The sequence below is a fragment of the Neobacillus niacini genome (assembly GCF_048572935.1).
GTDB lineage: Bacteria > Bacillota > Bacilli > Bacillales > Cytobacillaceae > Neobacillus > Neobacillus niacini.
Genome location: NZ_CP183883.1, coordinates 3,401,809 through 3,421,689 on the forward strand (window position 1 = coordinate 3,401,809; position 19,881 = coordinate 3,421,689).

A 19,881-nucleotide genomic window follows, 5' to 3' on the forward strand; every position below is an offset into this window, starting at 1 on the left:
AACTTATTTTTCGTAGCTTAAACCATGAACAGGATTGGTAGATTTAATTCCCCGCTCCTCGATATTTCTTGACTCCCGCATTCCACAGAAGAATCGCAATACCGAAGAAAAGGATTCCCATGACGGGTGTAAAAAAGGCGTAGCCATACCATTCTTCACGATTTAAAAAATAGGAGGCTGGATACACACCGACAAAGGCAAAAGGTAAAATCCAGGTTAACACAAACTGAATTACCTTGTTGTAAATGTTGACGGGATAGCGGCCGTAATTGCTGATATTATACATCATCGGCATAATATCGGTACGGCTGTCTGACCAGAATCCAATACTTGCAATCGAAATAAAGATCCCCGCATAAATAAAGGCACCGCCAAACACCATGACAATAAAGAGCAAAACATCGTACCAAGTAAAGGTTAAGCCTAGGTTCGCAATCGAATAACCCATTACCAATAAGCCTGTAACAGCACCGAATAATGATTCCAGCTCTATTCTTTCCAGAATAATTTGGAAAAGACTGTGGACCGGGCGTGTCAAAATACGGTCCATTTCCCCTTTGATTATATAACGGTCATTAAAGTCCCAAATGTTAAAAAAGGATGAAAAGATTGCATAAGGAACAAGAAAAAATCCATAAATAAAGATGATTTCATCTCGATTCCAGCCGCCTAAAAAAGCTGTATGGCGAAATACGACTAAAATAAAAATTAAATTAACTGCTTGAAACAATAGATCAGATAGAATTTCAATTACTGTATCAGCACGATAAGTAAGCCTTGTTTTTAAATATTGAGAGGCGTATTGAAAGAACAATGAAAGATAAAACATTGGTCAGCCTCCTTGTACGATTAAATGTTTTTTTGCCTGCGACCATAATAAACGAATAGGAATCAGTAAAATGACAACCCAGACTGCTTGTGAGAGCAAAGCATGATAAATCTCCTCACCCGTAAAGCCTTCTGTAAAAATCATACTAGGAACATAGCTGATTGCTTGAAAAGGCAGATAGGACATCAAGTTCTGAGCCCAGTCCGGATAAAAAGAGATCGGGAGAAGTAAACCTGAAAACAAATCAATGACCACACGTTTTGCTCGAATCAAACCAGAATTATTAAATAAAAAGAACGTCATAATACCTGTTAATAAGTTGATATACGTATTGACGATAAAACTAAAAATCAGTGAGATAAAGAAAAATATCCAAGTGGTAAAATTAGCATCAAAGCGAACAGGAAAAATCAAGGCTACAATAATCATCCCTGGGACGGAGAAAAACAGTAAACGAAAGACGCCTTCCCCTAGTGCCTGCATGGTTTTCATCCCTAAGTAATTATACGGTCGTATCATTTCAATCGCGACTTTTCCGTCCTTGATTTCTGCAGCAATCTCACGATCAATATTATTATAATAAAACGCTCGTGCCATCCACGCTACTGCCACATAGGTAGTCATTTGAGCAACGGACAACCCTTGGATCTCTTCTTTTCCTCCATAAATCGCAGACCATAAAAAATAGTAAGCTCCAATATTGATACTATAAATTAAAATGCCGCTATAATAGTTTGTCCGGTAGGCGAGCATCATTAAAAAGCGAACCCGGATCATTTCTAAATACATACTCATGTTAAGGCCATACCTTCTTCATAAATCTTTCGGACGATCTCTTCGGTAGAAACCTCGTTGATTCGAACATTTTTAATCGGGTTTCTTTGGACGACATCACTGATCAATCGAGAGACCATTTGTTCATCTCCATTGATATACCCAAGCCAAGTGGTGGCATCCTTTTGTTCCCATTGGATATTTTCAACACGAGGCAAGGAACTGTGAGAGACTTCAGATAAAAATTCAAATTCAATTTGTTTCCCTTCCACCGCATGTTCTTGAAGTTGATTTAGCTTGCCGTCATAAATAATTTTTCCTTCATCTAGTAACACCACACGTTCACAAAGTGCTTCAATATCGGTTAAGTCATGAGTTGTTAAGAGAATGGTGGTTTTATATTGCTCGTTAATTTCCTGTAGAAACTTACGGATTTTTAGTTTCACTAAGACATCTAGTCCAATCGTTGGCTCATCTAAAAAAAGAAGCGGAGGATTGTGGACAAGTGCGGCGGCTAATTCACAGCGCATCCGTTGACCAAGTGATAATTTTCGTACCGGTTTATCAAGTAAAGGACCGATTTCTAATGTCTCAATCACATGACCCATATGACGGTTATAATCCTCATCTGAAACCCTATACACTTTCTTTAATAACCGGAAAGACTCTTGAACAGCAATATCCCACCATAGCTGTGACCGTTGACCGAAAACTACACCAATCGTTCTCACAAATTCTTCCCGCTGCTTATGGGGATTCATCCCATTTACCATAATCGAACCGGATGTAGGCGTTAAAATGCCGGTTAACATTTTAATAGTCGTTGATTTACCAGCACCATTCTCTCCGATATAGCCAACCATTTCTCCTTGTTTTACCGTTAAGGAAATATTATCAACTGCTGCATGAACTTTATAATTTCTCGTAAATAAATCGCGAAAAGCTCCAGCTAAACCTGGTCTGCTTGTATAAGAATTAAATTCTTTTCGTAAATTTTGAACCTCAATGACATTCATTTTGTTGCCGCCTCCCAGGAGTTTAAAAAGAAAAACATGATATTGAAAACGGTCGTACCAATCTTAAATAATAACCTCTGCTAGTTTTTCATGCAAGTAAGGTGCACTTTCCTTCATCTTCTTATTATTATTCACAACAAATACAACGATTAGCATTAAGAACAATGTTAAACGTAATCCCCAAATTAAGTTACATGTACGACTAAGGTTTTAGGATAAAAACACCGTTATTTACAACAATAGAAATAGGATGTTGTGAAATGGGTGTGTTTTTATAAATGAGGAAAATATGGAGTATATATAGGACTGATTGGAGAAATATCTTCAGTGTTCCAACAGTAGCATTATTGGTGGTTGGACTTATGCTGCTGCCTTCCGCCTATGCTTGGTTTAACATCAAGTCAATGTGGGACCCGTATGGGAATACTTCAGGTATCATCGTTGCCGTTGCCAATGAAGATGAAGGCGCTGTAGTTCATTTAACCAAGCAGAAGATTAATGTAGGAGACGAAACCATAAAAAATCTAAAAAAGAATAAAAAGCTTGGCTGGGTGTTTGTCGACCAGAAAGAAGCTATACGTGGCGTAAAACATGGAGACTATTACGCCTATCTTATTATCCCAAAAGAATTTTCCAAGAAAATTACAAGTATTTTAGAAGAGAATCCAGAAAAGCCACAAATCGTTTTTGGTGTAAATGAAAAAATTAATGCCGTTGCTCCTAAAATTGCTGCCACGGGTGCAACAGGTGTAACCTCCCAAATTAGTGAAGCTTTTATCAAAACCGTTGGAGACGCAATTTTCTCGGCATTTTTTAAAGCTGGAGTGGAGCTTGAAAAGGATTTACCGTCAATTTTTTCTGTTGAAAACCAAATATTTGAGCTTGAAAAGGCACTTCCGCAAATAGAAGAAATGGGACGTAAAGCGATTGCATTGGAAGGGAAACTACCTGAAATTCATGAAAAAGGACAACAAATTATTGCCTTGGAACAGAGGATTCCAGAACTTGAACAGGTGGGGGAGAGTATCTTAAAAGTGGAGGCAAGCTTGCCATTAGTCACGGATGCCGGTGAACAGGTGTTAGCAATGCAGGAAAGGCTCAACGATATTTCTAGAACCACTGCTATCGTCAATGACGTTACTACCAATATAGCCGAAATAGAAGCACAAATAGAACAAGCAATGGATAGTGTAAATGAGGCTAGCCAATCAGGCACAACCACCAATTCCGAGCAATTAACTGCATTATATAATGAATTGACAAACATACACGGAATCATCCAAAATAACCGGACAGATTTACAGCAAAAGGTAGAACAGGTTACAGCAGGAATTAATACTGCAGCAGATTTTATAAAAGATGTCATGCCTACAGTTGAACAAAAAATCCATAAAGCAGCCGATTTTGTACGGAACGACTTACCAAAAGTGAAATCCGATATTCGCGAAGCCGCAAATCTTATTCGTACCAAGCTTCCAGCGGCAGAACAATCGATTCATAAGGCTGCTGACTTTGCCAGAAATGATTTGCCCGGATTCGAAGAAAAAGTAAGAAATGCAGCAGATCGACTAAGACAATTTAAGAGCAGCATCAATATTTATGATTTAATTGAATACCTAAAACATGATCCTAATAAGGAAAGCAGTTTCTTAGCAAAACCAATTCTGTTAAAAACAGAACGTATATTTCCAATCCCAAATTACGGTTCAGCGATGACACCCTTTTATACCATGTTGGCACTTTGGGTAGGCGGCACACTCTTGGTGTCTTCACTACGAGTCGATGTAGAGGACGTGGAAAGTCATTACAAACACTACCAAATCTATTTCGGAAGACTATTAACGTTTTTGACCATTAGCATTCTCCAAGCGGTCATTGTATCAATAGGAGATTTGTATGTCATTCATGCATATGTCGCGGACAAACTATGGTTTGTACTATTTTGTATTTATATCAGCATTGTTTTCACTATTATTATTTATACTCTTTGTTCGGTGTTTGGCAATATAGGTAAGGGGCTTTCCATCATTTTATTGGTACTGCAAATTTCCAGTTCAGGGGCAACCTTTCCGGTAAGTTTGACGCCTGACTTTTTTCAAACATTGCACCCGTACATGCCATTCACATATGCGGTGAGCATATTGCGTGAATCGGTAGGTGGAATGATTAAGGCAATCGTGATAAAAGACACTCTTTTTCTGCTCATTTTTATCGGCATGAGCTTCATTTTGGCCCTAGCTTTAAAACGGCCGTTGGGAACGTGGATTCACCGTACAGCAGAAAGGGCAAAATCAAGCAAAATAGTTTCATAAGGAGATGAATTTGTATCTATCATCTTTACAACTAAAGGCAGAAGTTTTAAGGTGATTAGTATTATAAATAAAAAAGCATTTCAAGAAAATTAATCCTGTTTAGGTAAGTTTAGATCGTAATGTGTGTTTCGAGTAATGATAAGGATGGTAGGGATATGGCCGGAAAGAAAATAACGGTAATTGGAAGTATTAACATGGATTTAGTGACAAATACCAATCAAATACCTAAGGTGGGAGAAACACTGTTAGGAGATTCCTTTCATACCATACCGGGGGGGAAGGGTGCTAACCAAGCTGTGGCCGCAGTTCGGCTTGGAGCTGATGTAACGATGATTGGAGCTGTGGGGAACGATTCTTTTGGTCATTTATTAGTGGGAAATCTAATAAACCAAGGAATTAACACAAAAAGTATCATGAAAGTGGAGGATACCTCAACTGGAATTGCTACTATAATCGTATCGAATGGAGACAACAGTATTATTGTTGTACCCGGAGCAAATCACCATATAACTCCAGAAGTAATCGATAAACATGAAGATAAAATCAAGGATAGCAATATTCTCTTATTACAATTAGAGATTCCCCTTAAAAGTGTTATCAGAGCAGTAGAACTTGCAAAAAAATATGGAGTTCGAACGATATTAAATCCAGCACCAATTCAAAAACTTCCAATCGAATTACTAAATATGGTGGATTATCTGACACCAAATGAACATGAGCAGGCATTGTTATTTACTTCCGTAGATGGGACAGATGAAGTGTTAGAAAAATTAAAGGAAAAATGTATTGTAACCAAAGGGTCCAAAGGCGTTATGATTTTTAAAAATGGCGAAGAAATAGAAATTCCAAGCATCCGTGTTGAGGCAGTTGATACAACAGGTGCAGGGGATACATTTAATGGTGCTTTGGCAACTGCTCTATGTGACGGGCTTGAATTAGAACAGGCATGTCGATTTGCCAATATTGCTGGTGCCATCTCCGTTACAAAACTAGGGGCACAAACGGGAATGCCAACCAAAAAACAATTGGAAGAATTCTTACACATACATAAATCATTTTAAATGGAGTGAGTTTTAATGAAGCCAGTTATATTGGATGTGGATACAGGCATTGATGATGCGTTGGCGATTGCCTATGCATTAAATTCTCCGGAACTAGAGATCATCGGTCTAACAACATGCTTTGGAAATGGACCAATTGAAAATACCACTCGTAATACATTATTGGTCTTAGAACAGCTAGGAAAAAAGGTACCTGTCTATTCAGGAGCAGATAAACCACTAAACCGGCCTGCTAAAAAATTTCCGACACATGTTCATGGCGAGGATGGACTAGGTAACACGGTAAAAAAAGCTCCTCTCATGGAAGCAGAGTCTGAGGGTGCAGTAGCTTATATCATTAACCAAGTAAAACAGCGTCCTCACGAGATGACAATCATTGCGGTAGGACCACTAACGAATATAGCACTTGCGGTTAATAAGGAACCTGGAATAGTTTCTCTTGTAAAAGAGGTAGTGATCATGGGTGGAGCGGTTTTTACCGGTGGTAATACCACCCCGTTTAGTGAAGCGAATGTATTTGCCGACCCTGAAGCAGCTGAGTGTGTATTTTCATCAGGGTTATCTGTAACGGTTGTAGGTCTTGATGTTACGATGCAGACACTATTACCAAATGCCATTTTAGCTGATTGGCGTGCCAGGGATAGGGAGGAGTCCCATTTTTTTGCGGATATGACCAGTTTTTATATGCAAGCATATGAAACATTCCACCCGGGTATTGGCGGCTGTGCGCTGCACGATCCTCTTGCGGTCGGAGTTGTTATAGACCCTAGTTTTGTTAAAAAGGAAAAATGGAATGTTAAGGTTGTCTTAGAAGGGGAAGAGAACGGGCGAACAGTAGCTCTCGCTGAAGGTGAGCCAAAAATACAAGTCTGTACGCAAGTAGAAGCAGACAGGTTTTTGAACCATTTTTTAAGTCGGCTTTTTTAGTATAAGAAAACCACCTGTATTCATATACACATTTGAAATACAGGTGGTAAACACAATGTAACCTTACCTTTCAATGCCTTATCATCTACACAATTATTCGACTCAATGGGAAAAGAGAAACCAAAAGCTTAATGAATAAAGTTACCTAAAGATAAGAAAGTATTCTGTGTTAAAACAGAATACTTTTCTTATTTCTGTAGTTCCGTAATAACTTAATGTTGATTTCACTGTATTTGAAAATAAACGGAAAATTTCCGTTTAAATTAGAAAACACCTATAGTTACTTAAAAATAAAGAAAGTTTTTCCGGTTATATGAACCAAATCTTTGGAATTTTCCTTATTGACAGCAGTTAATCGGAATATCTTCGCTTATATGTGCTGCTTAAGCAGTCCCTATATACATTAGCCGGAATCTCTCCGCCTATAAATTCTCATACCTGCACGAGCATCAACAATGAATAATAATAAAAGAACTATTTGTTTCAGAAATTATTATATTGCAAAGATTTATGCCTTTTTGTACAAACATCCACACTCAGATACAGAGCCAATCATATTTTATCTTAATGAGTAGAAAAGAGAGGAGAAGTAGGCATAGGTGCGGAAAAAAAGTAATCAAAATCTAAAGTCGAACGACGAAAAAATAGAGGAACAACAAATTATCCCTTTAGAAAAATACGACTTAGTTCACAATTGGAAAATCATCATGCAATTTAATTTTACTTTATTTAAAAACAAAGATGAATTTGTAATTATTGATAATAGGGATGATTATATAGCTCGCTTTAGCATTACCAGTGCAGGGGTAATTGAATTTAAAAAAAATTCATATGGCTTAACTCCAAAGATTGATTTCTATAATAAAACGATTAAGATACCTATTATTACAGAGCACGGAAAGTAAGGAGTATAGAAGGCGGTGGAGCAATGCCTTCCAATAAGGATTAGGACCGTTGAAAAAAGGACTATAAAACAGACCAAGAGAACCAAGTTGTTAAATAATACAATCTTGGTTCTCTTGGTCTGTTTTGTATTCTATTCTATGTAAATGTTTAATTGTATTTACTCAGTCTGTGTTTCGTTGATTTATTGGTACGGAACGCAAAAGTACTTTAACGTTAAATATTTTAATGCTAAAATAAATAATGTAACCAACTTGTTAATAGGAGTGATTAATCAGTGGGTAAATTATTTGGTAAAATAGCACTAATCACTGGTGGTGCGAGTGGAATCGGTAAAGGAATAGCAACTGCATTTGTTAAAGAGGGTGCAACAGTAGCAATCATTGATTTGAATGAGGATTTAGGAAATATAACCTTGAATGAGTTACGTGCATACCAGCCTGAATCTGTGTTTATTAATGCAAACCTTGCTGAACATGATAAACTTCCAGGCATTATGGATGATGTCATTCAACGATATGGAAAATTAGATATTTTAGTCAATAATGCACATGCATCAAGAGTCAAGGCTTTTGAGCAGACGACACAAGAAGATTTCAATTTATCATTTAATACGGGTTTTTATCCGACTTTCTATCTAATGCAAGCTGCTCTTCCATACCTAAAAGAATCACAAGGAAAAGTAGTAAACTTTGCCTCAGGTGCTGGGTTAAATGGTGACGTGAATCAAGCATCTTATGCGGCAGCGAAAGAAGCGATTCGTGCCATTTCACGTGTTGCCGCAAATGAATTTGGCCAATTCGGGATAAATGTAAATTTAATTTCACCTATTGCGGACACACCTGGGGTGCAGCAATGGGCGGAGGAACATCCGGATTACTATCAAGCTATGCTTTCAAAGATTCCGCTTCGCAGATTAGGAAACATTGAAAATGATATTGGCCGGGTAGCTGACTTTTTAGCTAGTGAAGACTCTAATTATATTACGGGACAAACGATCATGGTGAACGGTGGTTCAATCAAACTGCGGTAAATCCCGGTGGGAGGACATATTTGGAACATAACAATATTTTTGAACTTATACGTACAGTTGAATTATTTACTAACGAGTCCATCATCAGGTGGACAAAGGCCTTTAGGTATAAGATTGGAATTTCACCAATTCTTGTACTGTCTGTTTTAAAACAAAAGGGTGCACAAAAGCAGTCCACTCTAGCAAATGAATTAGGATATACACCCGGCGCCATGACGAATATTGCCAATCGACTCATTAGCCAAGGATTTGCTAAGCGTGAATTTAATGAAGAAGATCGTCGGATTGTTTTATTGGAGATTACAGAGGAAGGGAAAAACGTCCTTAAAGAAGCACAAAGAGTAGGGAAGGAATTAAGAAAAGAATTGTTTCAACAATTGAGTGAAGAAGAAATAGAACAGTTTCTAGCTATTCATAAGAAACTAGTAAATACACTAAGTGAATCAAAGTAAATATTTTTGAGAGGTGGAAGAAAATGGGGAGAGTTCAAGGGAAGGTAGCCTTAGTGACCGGAGGAGCATCAGGAATTGGTTTATCGGCTGCAACACTCTTAGCAAGGGAAGGTGCCAAAGTCGTTATTGGCGATTTTAATTTTGAGGGAGCTAAAGAAGCAGCTGTTCACCTGAAACACCAAGGCTATGAAGCTAGTGCAATTTTCTTAGATGCTTCTAAAGAAGAATCGATTAAAGAAGCAGTTGATTTTACTGTGGAACAGTACGGTACGTTAACAGTTCTGTTTAATAATGTAGGGTTAACTAACTTAAAGAAAGATTTAGATGTCGTTAATATCGATCTGGATGAATGGGACCGTCTGATGAATGTGAATGTAAAGAGTGTACTATTAGGAAGTCGATATGCAATTCCCCACATGATAAATGCTGGTTGCGGTTCGATTATTAATACAGCGTCCATGGCAGGATTTTCTGGTGATGCGTTGCGTTCAGCCTATGGTGCTTCAAAAGCTGCTGTAGTCAACTTAACTCGCTATATTGCAGCGCAATACGGAAAAAATAATATCCGCTGTAATGCCGTTGCTCCAGGCTTAATTTTAACGCCAGCAGCAGCGAATAATATTCCGCCTGCTGTCCTTGGTATTTTTGAAAAGTATAATGCTCTTCCTTATCATGGGGAAGCCGATGATATTGGATTTACTGTACTATTTCTCGCATCGGATGAGTCTAAATTTATTACTGGTCAAACGATACAGGTGGAAGGCGGTCATTATATGGCAAATCCAAGTATCGCTGATTTTAATGAATATATGGCTCGAATTCATAAAGAAACAATGTAAATCTGCCCCAAGGGAAGTAAGAGTCTGACAGCTCTTACTTTACCTTTAACTCTAGTTTTCTGAAAATATTGAATAATAAAAAATCCCGTGATACACTTGAAACTAGTTAAATGTACCAAACAACATGACCAAACCCCCTTAGTCGATTTGATGTATAAAGTTGAGGAGGTAATATGGTAGATAAAACAGTTGCCAATCAAAATCAGCTGGATAGTAGGGACTTTGACCAATTGTCTAAAAAGTTATCAGGAAAAATAGATAAATTTCTCGTACTTTGTGTTTATGAACAGGAACATAAAAAACAGGATGACAAAGGGATGGAAATAGAGTCATCGAAAGGATCTCTTACGGCAATTCCCCTTTTTAAGGATGTTAGAGGATCAAATTCATTTATGATTTGGGAGCGGGTTTATCAAGAGAGTGCCCATGTATTTAATAGCCTTCGATTAATTGCTAGAAATCGGTTAATTAGGCAGATTGCTGAACATATTGTTCTGTACATTTTAACGAAGTATAAAAAGTTTTCTCCAACTATCGCAAATATTCAGAATGACAAGAGTTTGAAGGACCGGTCTGTCCAATATTTTGAGGAGATCCTTAAAAGGGATACTTTCTTAGTGAATGATGATGTTTGGCAAAATTTCTGTGATTGGTTCCGAATTCATCTGACGGAATGGGTTTTGAATGAAATGATACAATCCATCGGTTCTCGGCGGTTAATAGAATTGGATCAAAAAGAATTAAATGAACTTTTTTATCAATATATTTCACTTAATTTATCGGAAAATAAGGATTTCCTTACCCGTTTTACCAGCATTGTTAATACCTATACAATAGACTGGGTGAAAAAGATTATTACGCTCCTGAATCTGGATGATTGCACCGTACAACAGGTTGATGCCATGCTTAATTTAAAGGAGGAAGCCTCCTTTTTTGAGTTTCCATTAACGGCCTCAATGTATGACCCGACGTATCATTTGGCGGTACACGACTGTATTTATGTTATGAATAATGCTCCCTATCAATCTGTTCGCGAAGTATTTTATAAAATGTATTTCCACCCGGATGACTCAATATTGTGGCCAACAGCATCGCTAGTTAAAGGCAGTGTAGAAGGAGTTCTCCAAATAAAACCCTTTAAAAAAGATCATTACTCATTTAACAAAAACCATTCCATTGTCAAGGAAACGTGGAAGGAAGCCCAATCTTTATCGGACTTAGGAGCAGATGTTTTTGACGCTCTTTGTACTTTCTTTTTATCAAAAGCAAAGCACCATGATGATATCGTTGACATCCAATTAGATGACTTGTTAGCGATTCGAGGTCTGAAGCCAAAATTAGGTGGGGAAGGCCGTCGTGGAGGTTACGAAGAAAAACAACGCCGTCAAACATTGAAATCGCTTTCAACTATTCAGAAACTTTGGATTGACTTAAACAAGACGGTGATTTATGAAAAGGGTAAACCCGTTGAGACAAGTCTGCAAGGCAGGGCGTTTATATTTGTGGATCAAAAGGGGAGTGAGTATCCCATCACAGAAGAGTCCGGTCAGAAAAAGATACGATACAAGATGGATCAAGTGTTTGCGAAATATCTGTTTGGTTCTGGGCGGCAAGTGGCACTGCTGCCATTAAAGGGATTACATTATGATCCTTACCGTAAAACATGGGAAAAGAGACTGACCAGATACTTGAGCTGGCGTTGGAGGATACAGGCAAGAAAAGGCGAATTTTTACAACCCAATAAAATTAGCACGTTACTCGACGCGATAGGTGTAAAGATAAATGAACGGACTCCGTCACGAACACGTGAACGCCTTGAAAAAGGATTAGATACCTTGCAACAGGATGGGGTAATTGGTTCATGGTATTATGAAAAATGGCATGAAGCTATAGCGGATCAAAAGGGATGGGGCCGTATATGGATAAACGCTACAATCATCATTGATCCGCCCGAATATATAAAGGAACAATATCGTTCTATTAGAAAAAGTCCACCAGGAAAAAGTATCAGACAACTACCCCGAGACGTTTTTGAAGAAGTAGATGATAGGATTGGAATACGTGTTAGAGAGCTCCGAGAAAAATTTGATTTATCTTTATCACTGGTATCAGAAGAATTGGAGATTTCTACCTCTTATTTAAGCAATATTGAAAGAGGAATCAAAATTCCATCTAAGAAAATTAAAATGAGGCTAATGAATTGGCTGGATCACTTTCAATAAACAATGTAAGAACCTTATGCACCGTTACTATGCATAGGGTTCTTTTTTATTTCAAAAATGAAAGAATATCCTCCTCCATTGTCGAGGTGTTCGTGTACGATTGTCGGGATGATTGTGTACATAAATAATGTCCAAATTTTTTTATAAGTGGATAGAATAGTCGTTCTACTTCATTTTTCTTTTTTTATCTCCCTAATAATTAAATGATATAAAAGGTTCAGTTTTCTGAATTTTTAAAATTAAACCATTATGATTACTAACGAGTTCACATATTTGAGATTGGGGTTGGAAATCGTGCGAAATGAAAACGCTTCCTACGAAAGTCTGGAACCATTATTTTATCCTCGTTCTGTGGCAGTATTAGGTGCATCCGAAAATCCTAACAAGCTTGGATATATCCAAGTAAAGGCTTTATTGGATGGAAAATTTGCAGGAGAGATTTACCCAATTAATCCAAAATCGCAAGAAATCGCTGGATTAACTTGTTTCCCTGCATTAGTAAATGTTCCAGGCAATGTAGATTTAGCAATCTTTTGTGTAAGTGCAGGTCAAGTGCAGCAAAGTTTAGAGGATTGCGCGAAGAAAAAGGTAAAGGCTGCAATTATCTTTGCCTCAGGATATTCTGAAACAGGTGAAGATGGAGCTAGGCAGCAAAAGATGATAGCAGAAATCGCACGCAATAATGGTATCCGATTAATTGGTCCGAACTGTGTTGGATTGGTTAATACCATTAACGGGTTGGTTGGCACTTTTTCCCCAGCGGTTATGAGCCATCCCCTTCAAGATCAACGAGCAGTAGGCTATGTCTCACAAAGTGGTGCATTTGGCGTTTTAACCTATATGGCAGCAGCCCAGCACGGACTGACGTTTAATTATTTTGTCAGCGTAGGAAATGAAATGGATACAGAGTTTGCTGATGTGGTGGAGTTTATGATTCATGATCCGAAGACTAAGGTCATTAGCGGTTATCTTGAGGGGGCGAAAGATCCGGTAAAACTGTGCAGGTTAGCGAAAGAAGCCTTAGATTGCAATAAACCCATTATTGTCATGAAAACAGGAAGAAGTTCGGCAGGGAGCAGGGCAGCTGCTTCACATACGGGTTCTCTTGCTGGTTCGGATCAAATTTATGACGCCTTTTTCAAACAAACAGGGATTGTGAGAGCGAATGATTATGAAGAAATCATTTCATTTTCCAAACTCTTTTTGTCAGGAAAGCTGCCAACAGGTCGAAATACAGTCATTATTACCAGTTCAGGCGGCAGGGGAATCAATGAAGCAGATCGTTGCGAAGCGAATGGGCTCCATATTATTCCACTTAGTGAGGGTACAAAGGCAAAAATTAAGCAGTGCATCCCGTCATTTGCAAGTGCTGCTAACCCAATTGATTTGACTGCCGCCGCTTCCGTGACGAACCCTGAGTTATTTACTGCTCCGCTTAAGGCGCTAGTGGAGGACCCGGATGTTCATAATATTATTTTTACTGAATTTCCTATGTTTTGGGAGGGCGACAGCCCACACCTCCAGGAATTTATTCACACGTGTAGACAATCAGATAAATTCGTTCTAGTGACCAGCTTTCCATTAGAAGGAATGTCCATTCCGAAAGGGACCCCAGAATTGGAGAAAAACGGTATTCCTGTAATACCAGGTAATCTAAGCCCAATTCGTTCACTTGCCAAACTCGTCGAGTACAGTGAGAAATACCGTAAAAATCAAATTCTATGTGATCATGATGTCCCCTCTAAACTAGAACGGGAGGAGACCAAACAAAAGCTGCACACTTTACTGAAGCCAGGCGCTGCTTTAAGTGAATTTGAAGCAAGCCAATTGTTAGCACAATACGGAGTTCCTACAGCGAGAAAGGCATTGGCTGCTTCCTCTGAAGAAGCCGTACAGCACGCCAATTCGATTGGCTATCCGGTTGTCTTAAAAATTGATTCTAATGATATTCCACACAAAACAGAAGCAAATGGAATCAGGTTAAATATTCAAAATGATGAAGAAGTGAAGGCTGCATTTTCCGAAATTCTAAGGTCAGCTAAAAAATATAAACCTGACGCCATCATTAATGGGGTATCAGTCCATGAAATGCTCTCAAAAGGTACGGAAGTAATTGTAGGCGTGACGAAAGATCCTGTATTTGGACCTGTAATCATGTTTGGATTGGGTGGGATTTTTGTAGAAACATTGAAAGACATTTCTTTCCGTGTAGCGCCTCTTACAAGACAGGATGCTGCTGAGATGATTGAAGACATTAAAGCGAAAGCCATTCTTAAAGGAGTTCGGGGACAGGCTCCTGTTGATGTGGAGGCCATTATCGATGTTTTAATGAATATTTCTGATTTAATTTCGGACGCTGACGGTTTGATAGAAGAGCTGGATATAAATCCGATGATTGTCTATGAAATTGGACTTAAAGCCGCTGACGCACTAATCATTTCTAATCAACCCGTTCAAGAAAAAACGGAGGTTAGGGGGTAAGAAGATGGATATAGATACTAGTATTATTGGCTTAACAGGTCCACCCTTTACGTTTGAAGTAGAAAAAAGACATATCTGTCAATTTGCTTTAGCTATTGGGGACTACAATCCGCTTTATCTAGATGAGGAATACGCAGCCCGAACTCCTTATGGAGCGATTATTGCTCCACCTACCTTTCCGATTGTCATTGGCGCAGAGGGAGAAGGAATCAAGCTTGAGCTGGATCCTAAAAGGATGCTCCATGGTGAGCAGGAATTCATCTATACACGTCCGATTAGACTTGGAGACACGCTTATATGCCAAATGAAGGTGACAGATTTATATGAGCGTAAGGGGAAGAGTGGGAACATGCAATTCTTAGTGGTAGATACAGAAATTACGGATGAAGGTGGAAATATGGTGGTAATCAGCCGAATGAACATTATCTACCGGCCGAAACAGCAGATTGGGTAATGGTTCTCGCCATAGAGAGACAAACTTATTCGTGATCTTTTATATGAAAGGAGGAGCAGAAGTTGCTGAAATATGAAGAGTTGCAGGTAGGGCAGGAACTTCAGCCATTGGTAAAAGAGACTGTTACCAAGGTTCAATTAGTCAAATATGCCGGGGCGTCAGGGGATTTCAACCCGCTGCATACGGATGACCAATTTGCTCAAAGTATTGGAATGCCAGGTGTCATTGCACATGGAATGCTAGTCATGGGGTTCTTGGGTGAATATGTAAACAGCCTTGCGGGTGTTACGGCGCTAGTGACCAATTTACAAATGAGATTTGGTTCTATTACAAGACCAGGTGACCAGATTACCTGTACAGCTGTAATCCGAAACCTTTATGAAGAAGATGGGAAGAGGTTTGCGAGCTTAGAACTCAACGCCCAAAAGGATGCTGAGAAAGTCGTTGGGTCTGGAAAAGCTATTTTACAGTTTTTTTAAAAAAGGGTCCGAGTCAACGCTAACTTTTGTTTGAATTAGAGACCCACAGGTAAGGCTAAAACGGCATAAAAAAGGAGTGTTTATTCGTGTCAAATATAAAAGAACGCTATGCCATTGTAGGGGTAGGAGAAAGCGAACGGTCAAAAAATTCCGGAACTACTCCGTTGCATCTTGCCTTGGATGCAGCTAGGGCTGCCATTGGGGACGCCGGACTTTCACCCAAAGATATCGATGGCTTTATGAGTTACAGTGAAAATGACTCCTGTACATCGCATCAGTTGGCTACTTACTTAGGTGTTCGACCAAAATATGTGAAGGATATTTTGGGTGGAGGCAGCAGTACAGAAATGCTGATTGCTGACGCCATCGGTTTAATTGAAACAGGGCAGGTTAACACGGTCCTCATTTTCCGTTCGATGAATGGCCGCTCCGGTGTAAGAATGGGCGGCGGCGGCTGGGATGTAAATATGCTTCAATCGGCTATAGAGGGAGGAAGCTTTATTATCCCCTATGGAGCGGGGAGTCCAAGTCAGTGGTTTGGTTTATTTGCCACACGCCATATGTATGAAACCGGTCTTAAAAAGGAACATCTTGGTCATGTATGCGTCAGTTTTTATGAACATGCACAGCGAAATCCAAAGGCTTATTTCTTTGGCAAGCCATTAACCATGGAAGAGTATTTAAATACACCAAATCTAAGTTCACCTTTTAATAAACATGATTTCTGTCTAGAATCAGATGAGGCAAATGCCATTATCGTAACCTCTGCGGAAAGAGCAAAGCTATGTAAATCAAGACCTGCTTATATTATGGGAATTGCTGCTAGACAGTGTGTTTCCCACGCTCATTATTGGTCCAATTTATCGGAAGTGGCATCTGACTATGTAGCAGCTGAAGTCTACAAAATGGCAGGTGTAAAACCGGAGGATCTCCATGTTGCCTCGCTTTATGATTGCTATAGCTGGGTTGTTTTACGGCAGCTTGAAGCCTTTGGTATCGCACCGCGCGGCGAAGTGGGTGACTTTGTAGCAGAGGGTAACCTCCGAATGGGAGGGCGGCTTCCAAGTAATACTGCAGGCGGAATGCTTTCAGAAGGGTATACCCATGGAATGAATAATGTTTTGGAAATTGTCCGGCAGATTCGCCATGACTATAAAGGGACGGAACGGCAAGTAGATAATTGTGAAATTGGACTATGTACCGGATGGGCAGGCCCGGATATTGCCGGTGCTATGATTCTACGAAACTAGGAGGGAAAATAATGGATTATCAAAAACCAATTCCATTAAAAAATCAGGATAATCAACCGTATTGGGATGGGGCGGATCGCCACGAGCTCCTCATCCAAACCTGCGAAAGCTGCCATCAATATGCACACCCGCCTGGCCCGGCATGTGCTAAATGCGGAAGTACCGAGCTTAGTTGGGAAAACTTTGGCAGTGACATAAAGGGTACCATTTACTCGTTTGTCGTCTCATATCGCCCTTTTCTTCCAGGCTTTCAAAATGACCTCCCGCTTATTATTGCGATAGTGGAGCTTGAGAAGGCACCAACTGTCAGGTTAATTGGAAATATACAGGAGTGTAATCCCGATAATGTCAAAATTGGAATGCCTGTAAAGATGACATGGGTGGATATCACCGATGAACGTGCTTTGCCACAATGGATTCCATCACCATAAGTGTATGTTTAATTGAAAGGAGGAAAAAGTATATGGACTTTTCTTTTACTGAAAAAGAAGAAGCATTCCGCCAAGAACTCAGAACATGGCTTGAAGAGCATTTACCGGAGGGCTGGCACGAAGGAGACAGACAGCTGCCGAAGGAGTTAGGTGAGTACTCTAGGTTTCTAAGAGATTGGCAGAAAAAGTTATATGAAGGAGGTTGGGCAGCCATTGCTTGGCCAGAAAAATATGGAGGCAGGGCTGCTACTTTAATAGAGGAGATTATTTATCAGCAGGAAATGGTTCGAGTGAAGGCCCCGCCGCTCGTTAATTATGTCGGTATTCATATGGTTGCTCCTACCCTCATGCAAATAGGGACGGAAGAACAAAAGGATGCCTATATTCAGAAAATATTAACAGGTGAAGAGGTATGGTGTCAGGGATATTCTGAGCCAAATGCAGGGTCAGATTTAACGGCTATTCAGACAACCGCGGTAAAAAATGGTGACAAATGGATCATCAATGGACAAAAGGTCTGGACTAGTTTTGGGCATTTAGCAGATCGTTGCTTCCTTTTAGCACGAACAAGCCGAGGGGAAAAGAAACATAAAGGGATTACGGTATTCCTATTAGATATGAACCAGCAAGGAGTAGAAACACGTCCGATTATCCAGATGGATGGCAAACATGAGTTTAATGAAGTTTATCTAAATGACGCTATCGCTTATGACACCGATATTATCGGTGAGGCCGACGAAGGCTGGAAAGTCATGATCGCCCTGCTTATGCATGAAAGAACAGGTATTGGAGCGCAAGTATTTACCCTTGAACAGCAGTTCCAGGATTTAGTCGGTCTGACGAAAGAATTAGAGGAAGATGGCCGTCCATTAGTCAAAAATCCGTTTATTCGAAAAACGATGGTTGATTTATATACTCGTTCTCGTGGTTCTCTATTAAATTATTATCGTAACTTAACAAAGACGATAAAAAACGGGCAACCAGGTGCGGAGGGCTCTATGGATAAACTCATTGTAAGTGAATTAACAAAGGAACTGTTTGCTCAATCCGTTTCCATCCAAGGTCACCGGGGAATTTTATGGAAAGAAGATGCCGTTTATGGAGATTCCTATTGGCAGGAAAACTATCTTTATTCTTTCGGAATGACCATTGGCGGGGGTACAAGTGAGATCCAACGGAACACGATTGCTGAAAGAATACTTGGACTGCCTAAAGATATGGGACGCTAATGATGATGGAGGTGTTAGAAGTATGGACTTTTCATTAAATGAAGAACAAGAAATGTTCGGTAATTATGTACGAAAATATTTAGAAGACAAGGGAGAAACGAATATTGCCCGGAATTTTATGAAGGGTGATTTAGAATACTATCAATCTATCTATTCAGGGTTAGTTGAGTTAGGCTGCGCAGGTATTAATATTTCTGAAGAATATGGAGGAATGGGTCTGGGTGCATTGGACCTTGTTCCTGTCCTTGAAGAATGGGGCCGCAGCAACATGCCCGGATTGTATTTAGAAACCAATGCACTTGCTGTGCCTATTCTTGAGATGTTTGGAACAGATAAGCAGAAGAAAAAGTATCTTCCTGCCATTGCGGAAGGAACCCAAACTTTCTCCATTGCCTGGCTTGAACCAAGAGGCAGCTACAATCCGTTGGATATCCACATGACAGCGACAGTAGAAGGTGATGAGATTCTAATAAATGGTACGAAAACATTAATACCAGATGCTGAGTTAGCGGATAGTTTTCTACTGGTTGTACGAACTAGTAGTGACGGGGGGGACAAGGAGGGGATTTCACTCTTACTACTGGACAAAACAGAGCAGATCAAAATTCGCCGGCAAAGCAATATTGATGAGTCAAGGCAGCTAGGGGAAATAAAGTTGGAGAATGTAAGAGTGAGTAAAGAGTCCCTGATAGGATCCCTTGGTAACGGATGGGATATTCTCGAAGAGGGGTTATTAGCGATTAATGCAGCTTTATGCTCTGTAATGGTCGGAGGAATAGAAAAAGTGGTGGAAATGGCCGCAGAATATGCAAAAATCCGAGTACAATTTGGCCAGCCAATTGGACGATTTCAATCCATAAAGCACCGGATTGCTGATATGAAAGTAGATTTAGAGACCGCAAGATCTTTGGCTTATTACGCCAACTGGGCATTGGAGAATCGTACCGACGATCGGATTCAGGCAATTGCAGGTGCCCGTCTATTCACCGCAGAGGCCTTTAACCGAGCAGCCGGTCAAAATGTGCAAATTCATGGCGGAATTGGTTTTACAGAAGAAATCGATTGCCATCTCTTTGTGAAACGAGCCCGCTACTATGAACACTATTTAGGCAGCACTCACTATTATTATGAGAAAGCGGCAGCTGCGTTAGGGTGGTAAAAAAGTCTTCTACTATTCGTAATAAAAAAG

At 39.6% G+C, this 19,881-nt stretch carries 18 protein-coding genes; 15 read left to right on the forward strand and 3 right to left on the reverse strand.

Annotated features, from left to right (window positions below; all coding sequences use genetic code 11):
* Window positions 1–43 precede the first annotated feature (43 nt).
* The 3 genes from ACN6MT_RS16850 to ACN6MT_RS16860 are packed head-to-tail and all read right to left on the reverse strand — an operon-like array spanning window position 44 to window position 2,619.
* A complete protein-coding gene (locus ACN6MT_RS16850; RefSeq protein ID WP_419887163.1) occupies window positions 44–829 on the reverse strand; it encodes an ABC transporter permease in 786 nt (261 codons plus the stop codon).
* Window positions 830–832: 3 nt separating this feature from the next.
* The gene (locus tag ACN6MT_RS16855) at window positions 833–1,624 is read right to left on the reverse strand and encodes an ABC transporter permease (protein WP_063251741.1); all 792 of its coding nucleotides are present in this window, start codon (window positions 1,622–1,624) and stop codon (window positions 833–835) included.
* Window positions 1,621–2,619 carry an ABC transporter ATP-binding protein gene (locus ACN6MT_RS16860; RefSeq protein WP_419887164.1) on the reverse strand — a complete coding sequence of 333 codons (999 nt, stop codon included), beginning with the start codon at window positions 2,617–2,619 and terminating at the stop codon, window positions 1,621–1,623. The genes ACN6MT_RS16855 and ACN6MT_RS16860 overlap by 4 nt, the downstream gene beginning before the upstream one ends.
* Before the next feature lie 278 nt (window positions 2,620–2,897).
* Between ACN6MT_RS16860 and ACN6MT_RS16865 the strand changes: the two genes are divergently transcribed.
* The 15 genes from ACN6MT_RS16865 to ACN6MT_RS16935 all read left to right on the forward strand — a co-directional run bounded on the left by ACN6MT_RS16865 (window position 2,898) and on the right by ACN6MT_RS16935 (window position 19,851).
* A complete protein-coding gene (locus ACN6MT_RS16865) occupies window positions 2,898–4,931 on the forward strand; it encodes a YhgE/Pip family protein (RefSeq protein ID WP_419887165.1) in 2,034 nt (677 codons plus the stop codon).
* A 155-nt stretch (window positions 4,932–5,086) separates the two neighbouring features.
* Window positions 5,087–5,992, forward strand: coding sequence for a ribokinase (gene rbsK, locus ACN6MT_RS16870; protein WP_419887166.1), 906 nt, complete (start codon window positions 5,087–5,089; stop codon window positions 5,990–5,992).
* Between the two features lie 15 nt (window positions 5,993–6,007).
* Window positions 6,008–6,919, forward strand: a complete 912-nt coding sequence (locus ACN6MT_RS16875; RefSeq protein ID WP_419887167.1) for a nucleoside hydrolase — start codon at window positions 6,008–6,010, stop codon at window positions 6,917–6,919.
* A 599-nt stretch (window positions 6,920–7,518) separates the two neighbouring features.
* Window positions 7,519–7,824 (forward strand): hypothetical protein, encoded by a 306-nt coding sequence (locus tag ACN6MT_RS16880; protein WP_419887168.1) that lies wholly within the window; start codon window positions 7,519–7,521, stop codon window positions 7,822–7,824.
* Window positions 7,825–8,099: 275 nt separating this feature from the next.
* A complete protein-coding gene (locus ACN6MT_RS16885; protein WP_419887169.1) occupies window positions 8,100–8,855 on the forward strand; it encodes an SDR family NAD(P)-dependent oxidoreductase in 756 nt (251 codons plus the stop codon).
* A gap of 20 nt (window positions 8,856–8,875) precedes the next feature.
* Entirely contained in the window at window positions 8,876–9,307 is a 432-nt protein-coding gene (locus ACN6MT_RS16890) for a MarR family winged helix-turn-helix transcriptional regulator (RefSeq protein WP_419887170.1), read from the forward strand.
* Window positions 9,308–9,330: 23 nt separating this feature from the next.
* Window positions 9,331–10,146 (forward strand): SDR family NAD(P)-dependent oxidoreductase, encoded by an 816-nt coding sequence (locus ACN6MT_RS16895; protein WP_419887171.1) that lies wholly within the window; start codon window positions 9,331–9,333, stop codon window positions 10,144–10,146.
* Between the two features lie 173 nt (window positions 10,147–10,319).
* Window positions 10,320–12,368, forward strand: a complete 2,049-nt coding sequence (locus ACN6MT_RS16900) for a helix-turn-helix domain-containing protein (protein WP_419887172.1) — start codon at window positions 10,320–10,322, stop codon at window positions 12,366–12,368.
* Between the two features lie 294 nt (window positions 12,369–12,662).
* A complete protein-coding gene (locus ACN6MT_RS16905) occupies window positions 12,663–14,849 on the forward strand; it encodes an acetate--CoA ligase family protein (protein WP_419887173.1) in 2,187 nt (728 codons plus the stop codon).
* A 4-nt stretch (window positions 14,850–14,853) separates the two neighbouring features.
* On the forward strand, window positions 14,854–15,303 hold the full coding sequence (locus ACN6MT_RS16910) for a MaoC family dehydratase N-terminal domain-containing protein (RefSeq protein ID WP_419887174.1): 450 nt from the start codon (window positions 14,854–14,856) through the stop codon (window positions 15,301–15,303).
* Window positions 15,304–15,365: 62 nt separating this feature from the next.
* The gene (locus ACN6MT_RS16915) at window positions 15,366–15,782 is read left to right on the forward strand and encodes a MaoC/PaaZ C-terminal domain-containing protein (protein WP_419887175.1); all 417 of its coding nucleotides are present in this window, start codon (window positions 15,366–15,368) and stop codon (window positions 15,780–15,782) included.
* Between the two features lie 86 nt (window positions 15,783–15,868).
* Window positions 15,869–17,032: a thiolase C-terminal domain-containing protein gene (locus ACN6MT_RS16920; protein ID WP_419887176.1), complete on the forward strand. Its 1,164-nt coding sequence runs from the start codon at window positions 15,869–15,871 to the stop codon at window positions 17,030–17,032.
* Between the two features lie 11 nt (window positions 17,033–17,043).
* Window positions 17,044–17,463 (forward strand): Zn-ribbon domain-containing OB-fold protein, encoded by a 420-nt coding sequence (locus ACN6MT_RS16925; RefSeq protein ID WP_419887177.1) that lies wholly within the window; start codon window positions 17,044–17,046, stop codon window positions 17,461–17,463.
* A 32-nt stretch (window positions 17,464–17,495) separates the two neighbouring features.
* A complete protein-coding gene (locus tag ACN6MT_RS16930; RefSeq protein ID WP_419887178.1) occupies window positions 17,496–18,692 on the forward strand; it encodes an acyl-CoA dehydrogenase family protein in 1,197 nt (398 codons plus the stop codon).
* Window positions 18,693–18,714: 22 nt separating this feature from the next.
* Window positions 18,715–19,851, forward strand: coding sequence for an acyl-CoA dehydrogenase family protein (locus ACN6MT_RS16935; RefSeq protein ID WP_419887179.1), 1,137 nt, complete (start codon window positions 18,715–18,717; stop codon window positions 19,849–19,851).
* The last annotated feature ends 30 nt before the right edge of the window (window positions 19,852–19,881 follow it).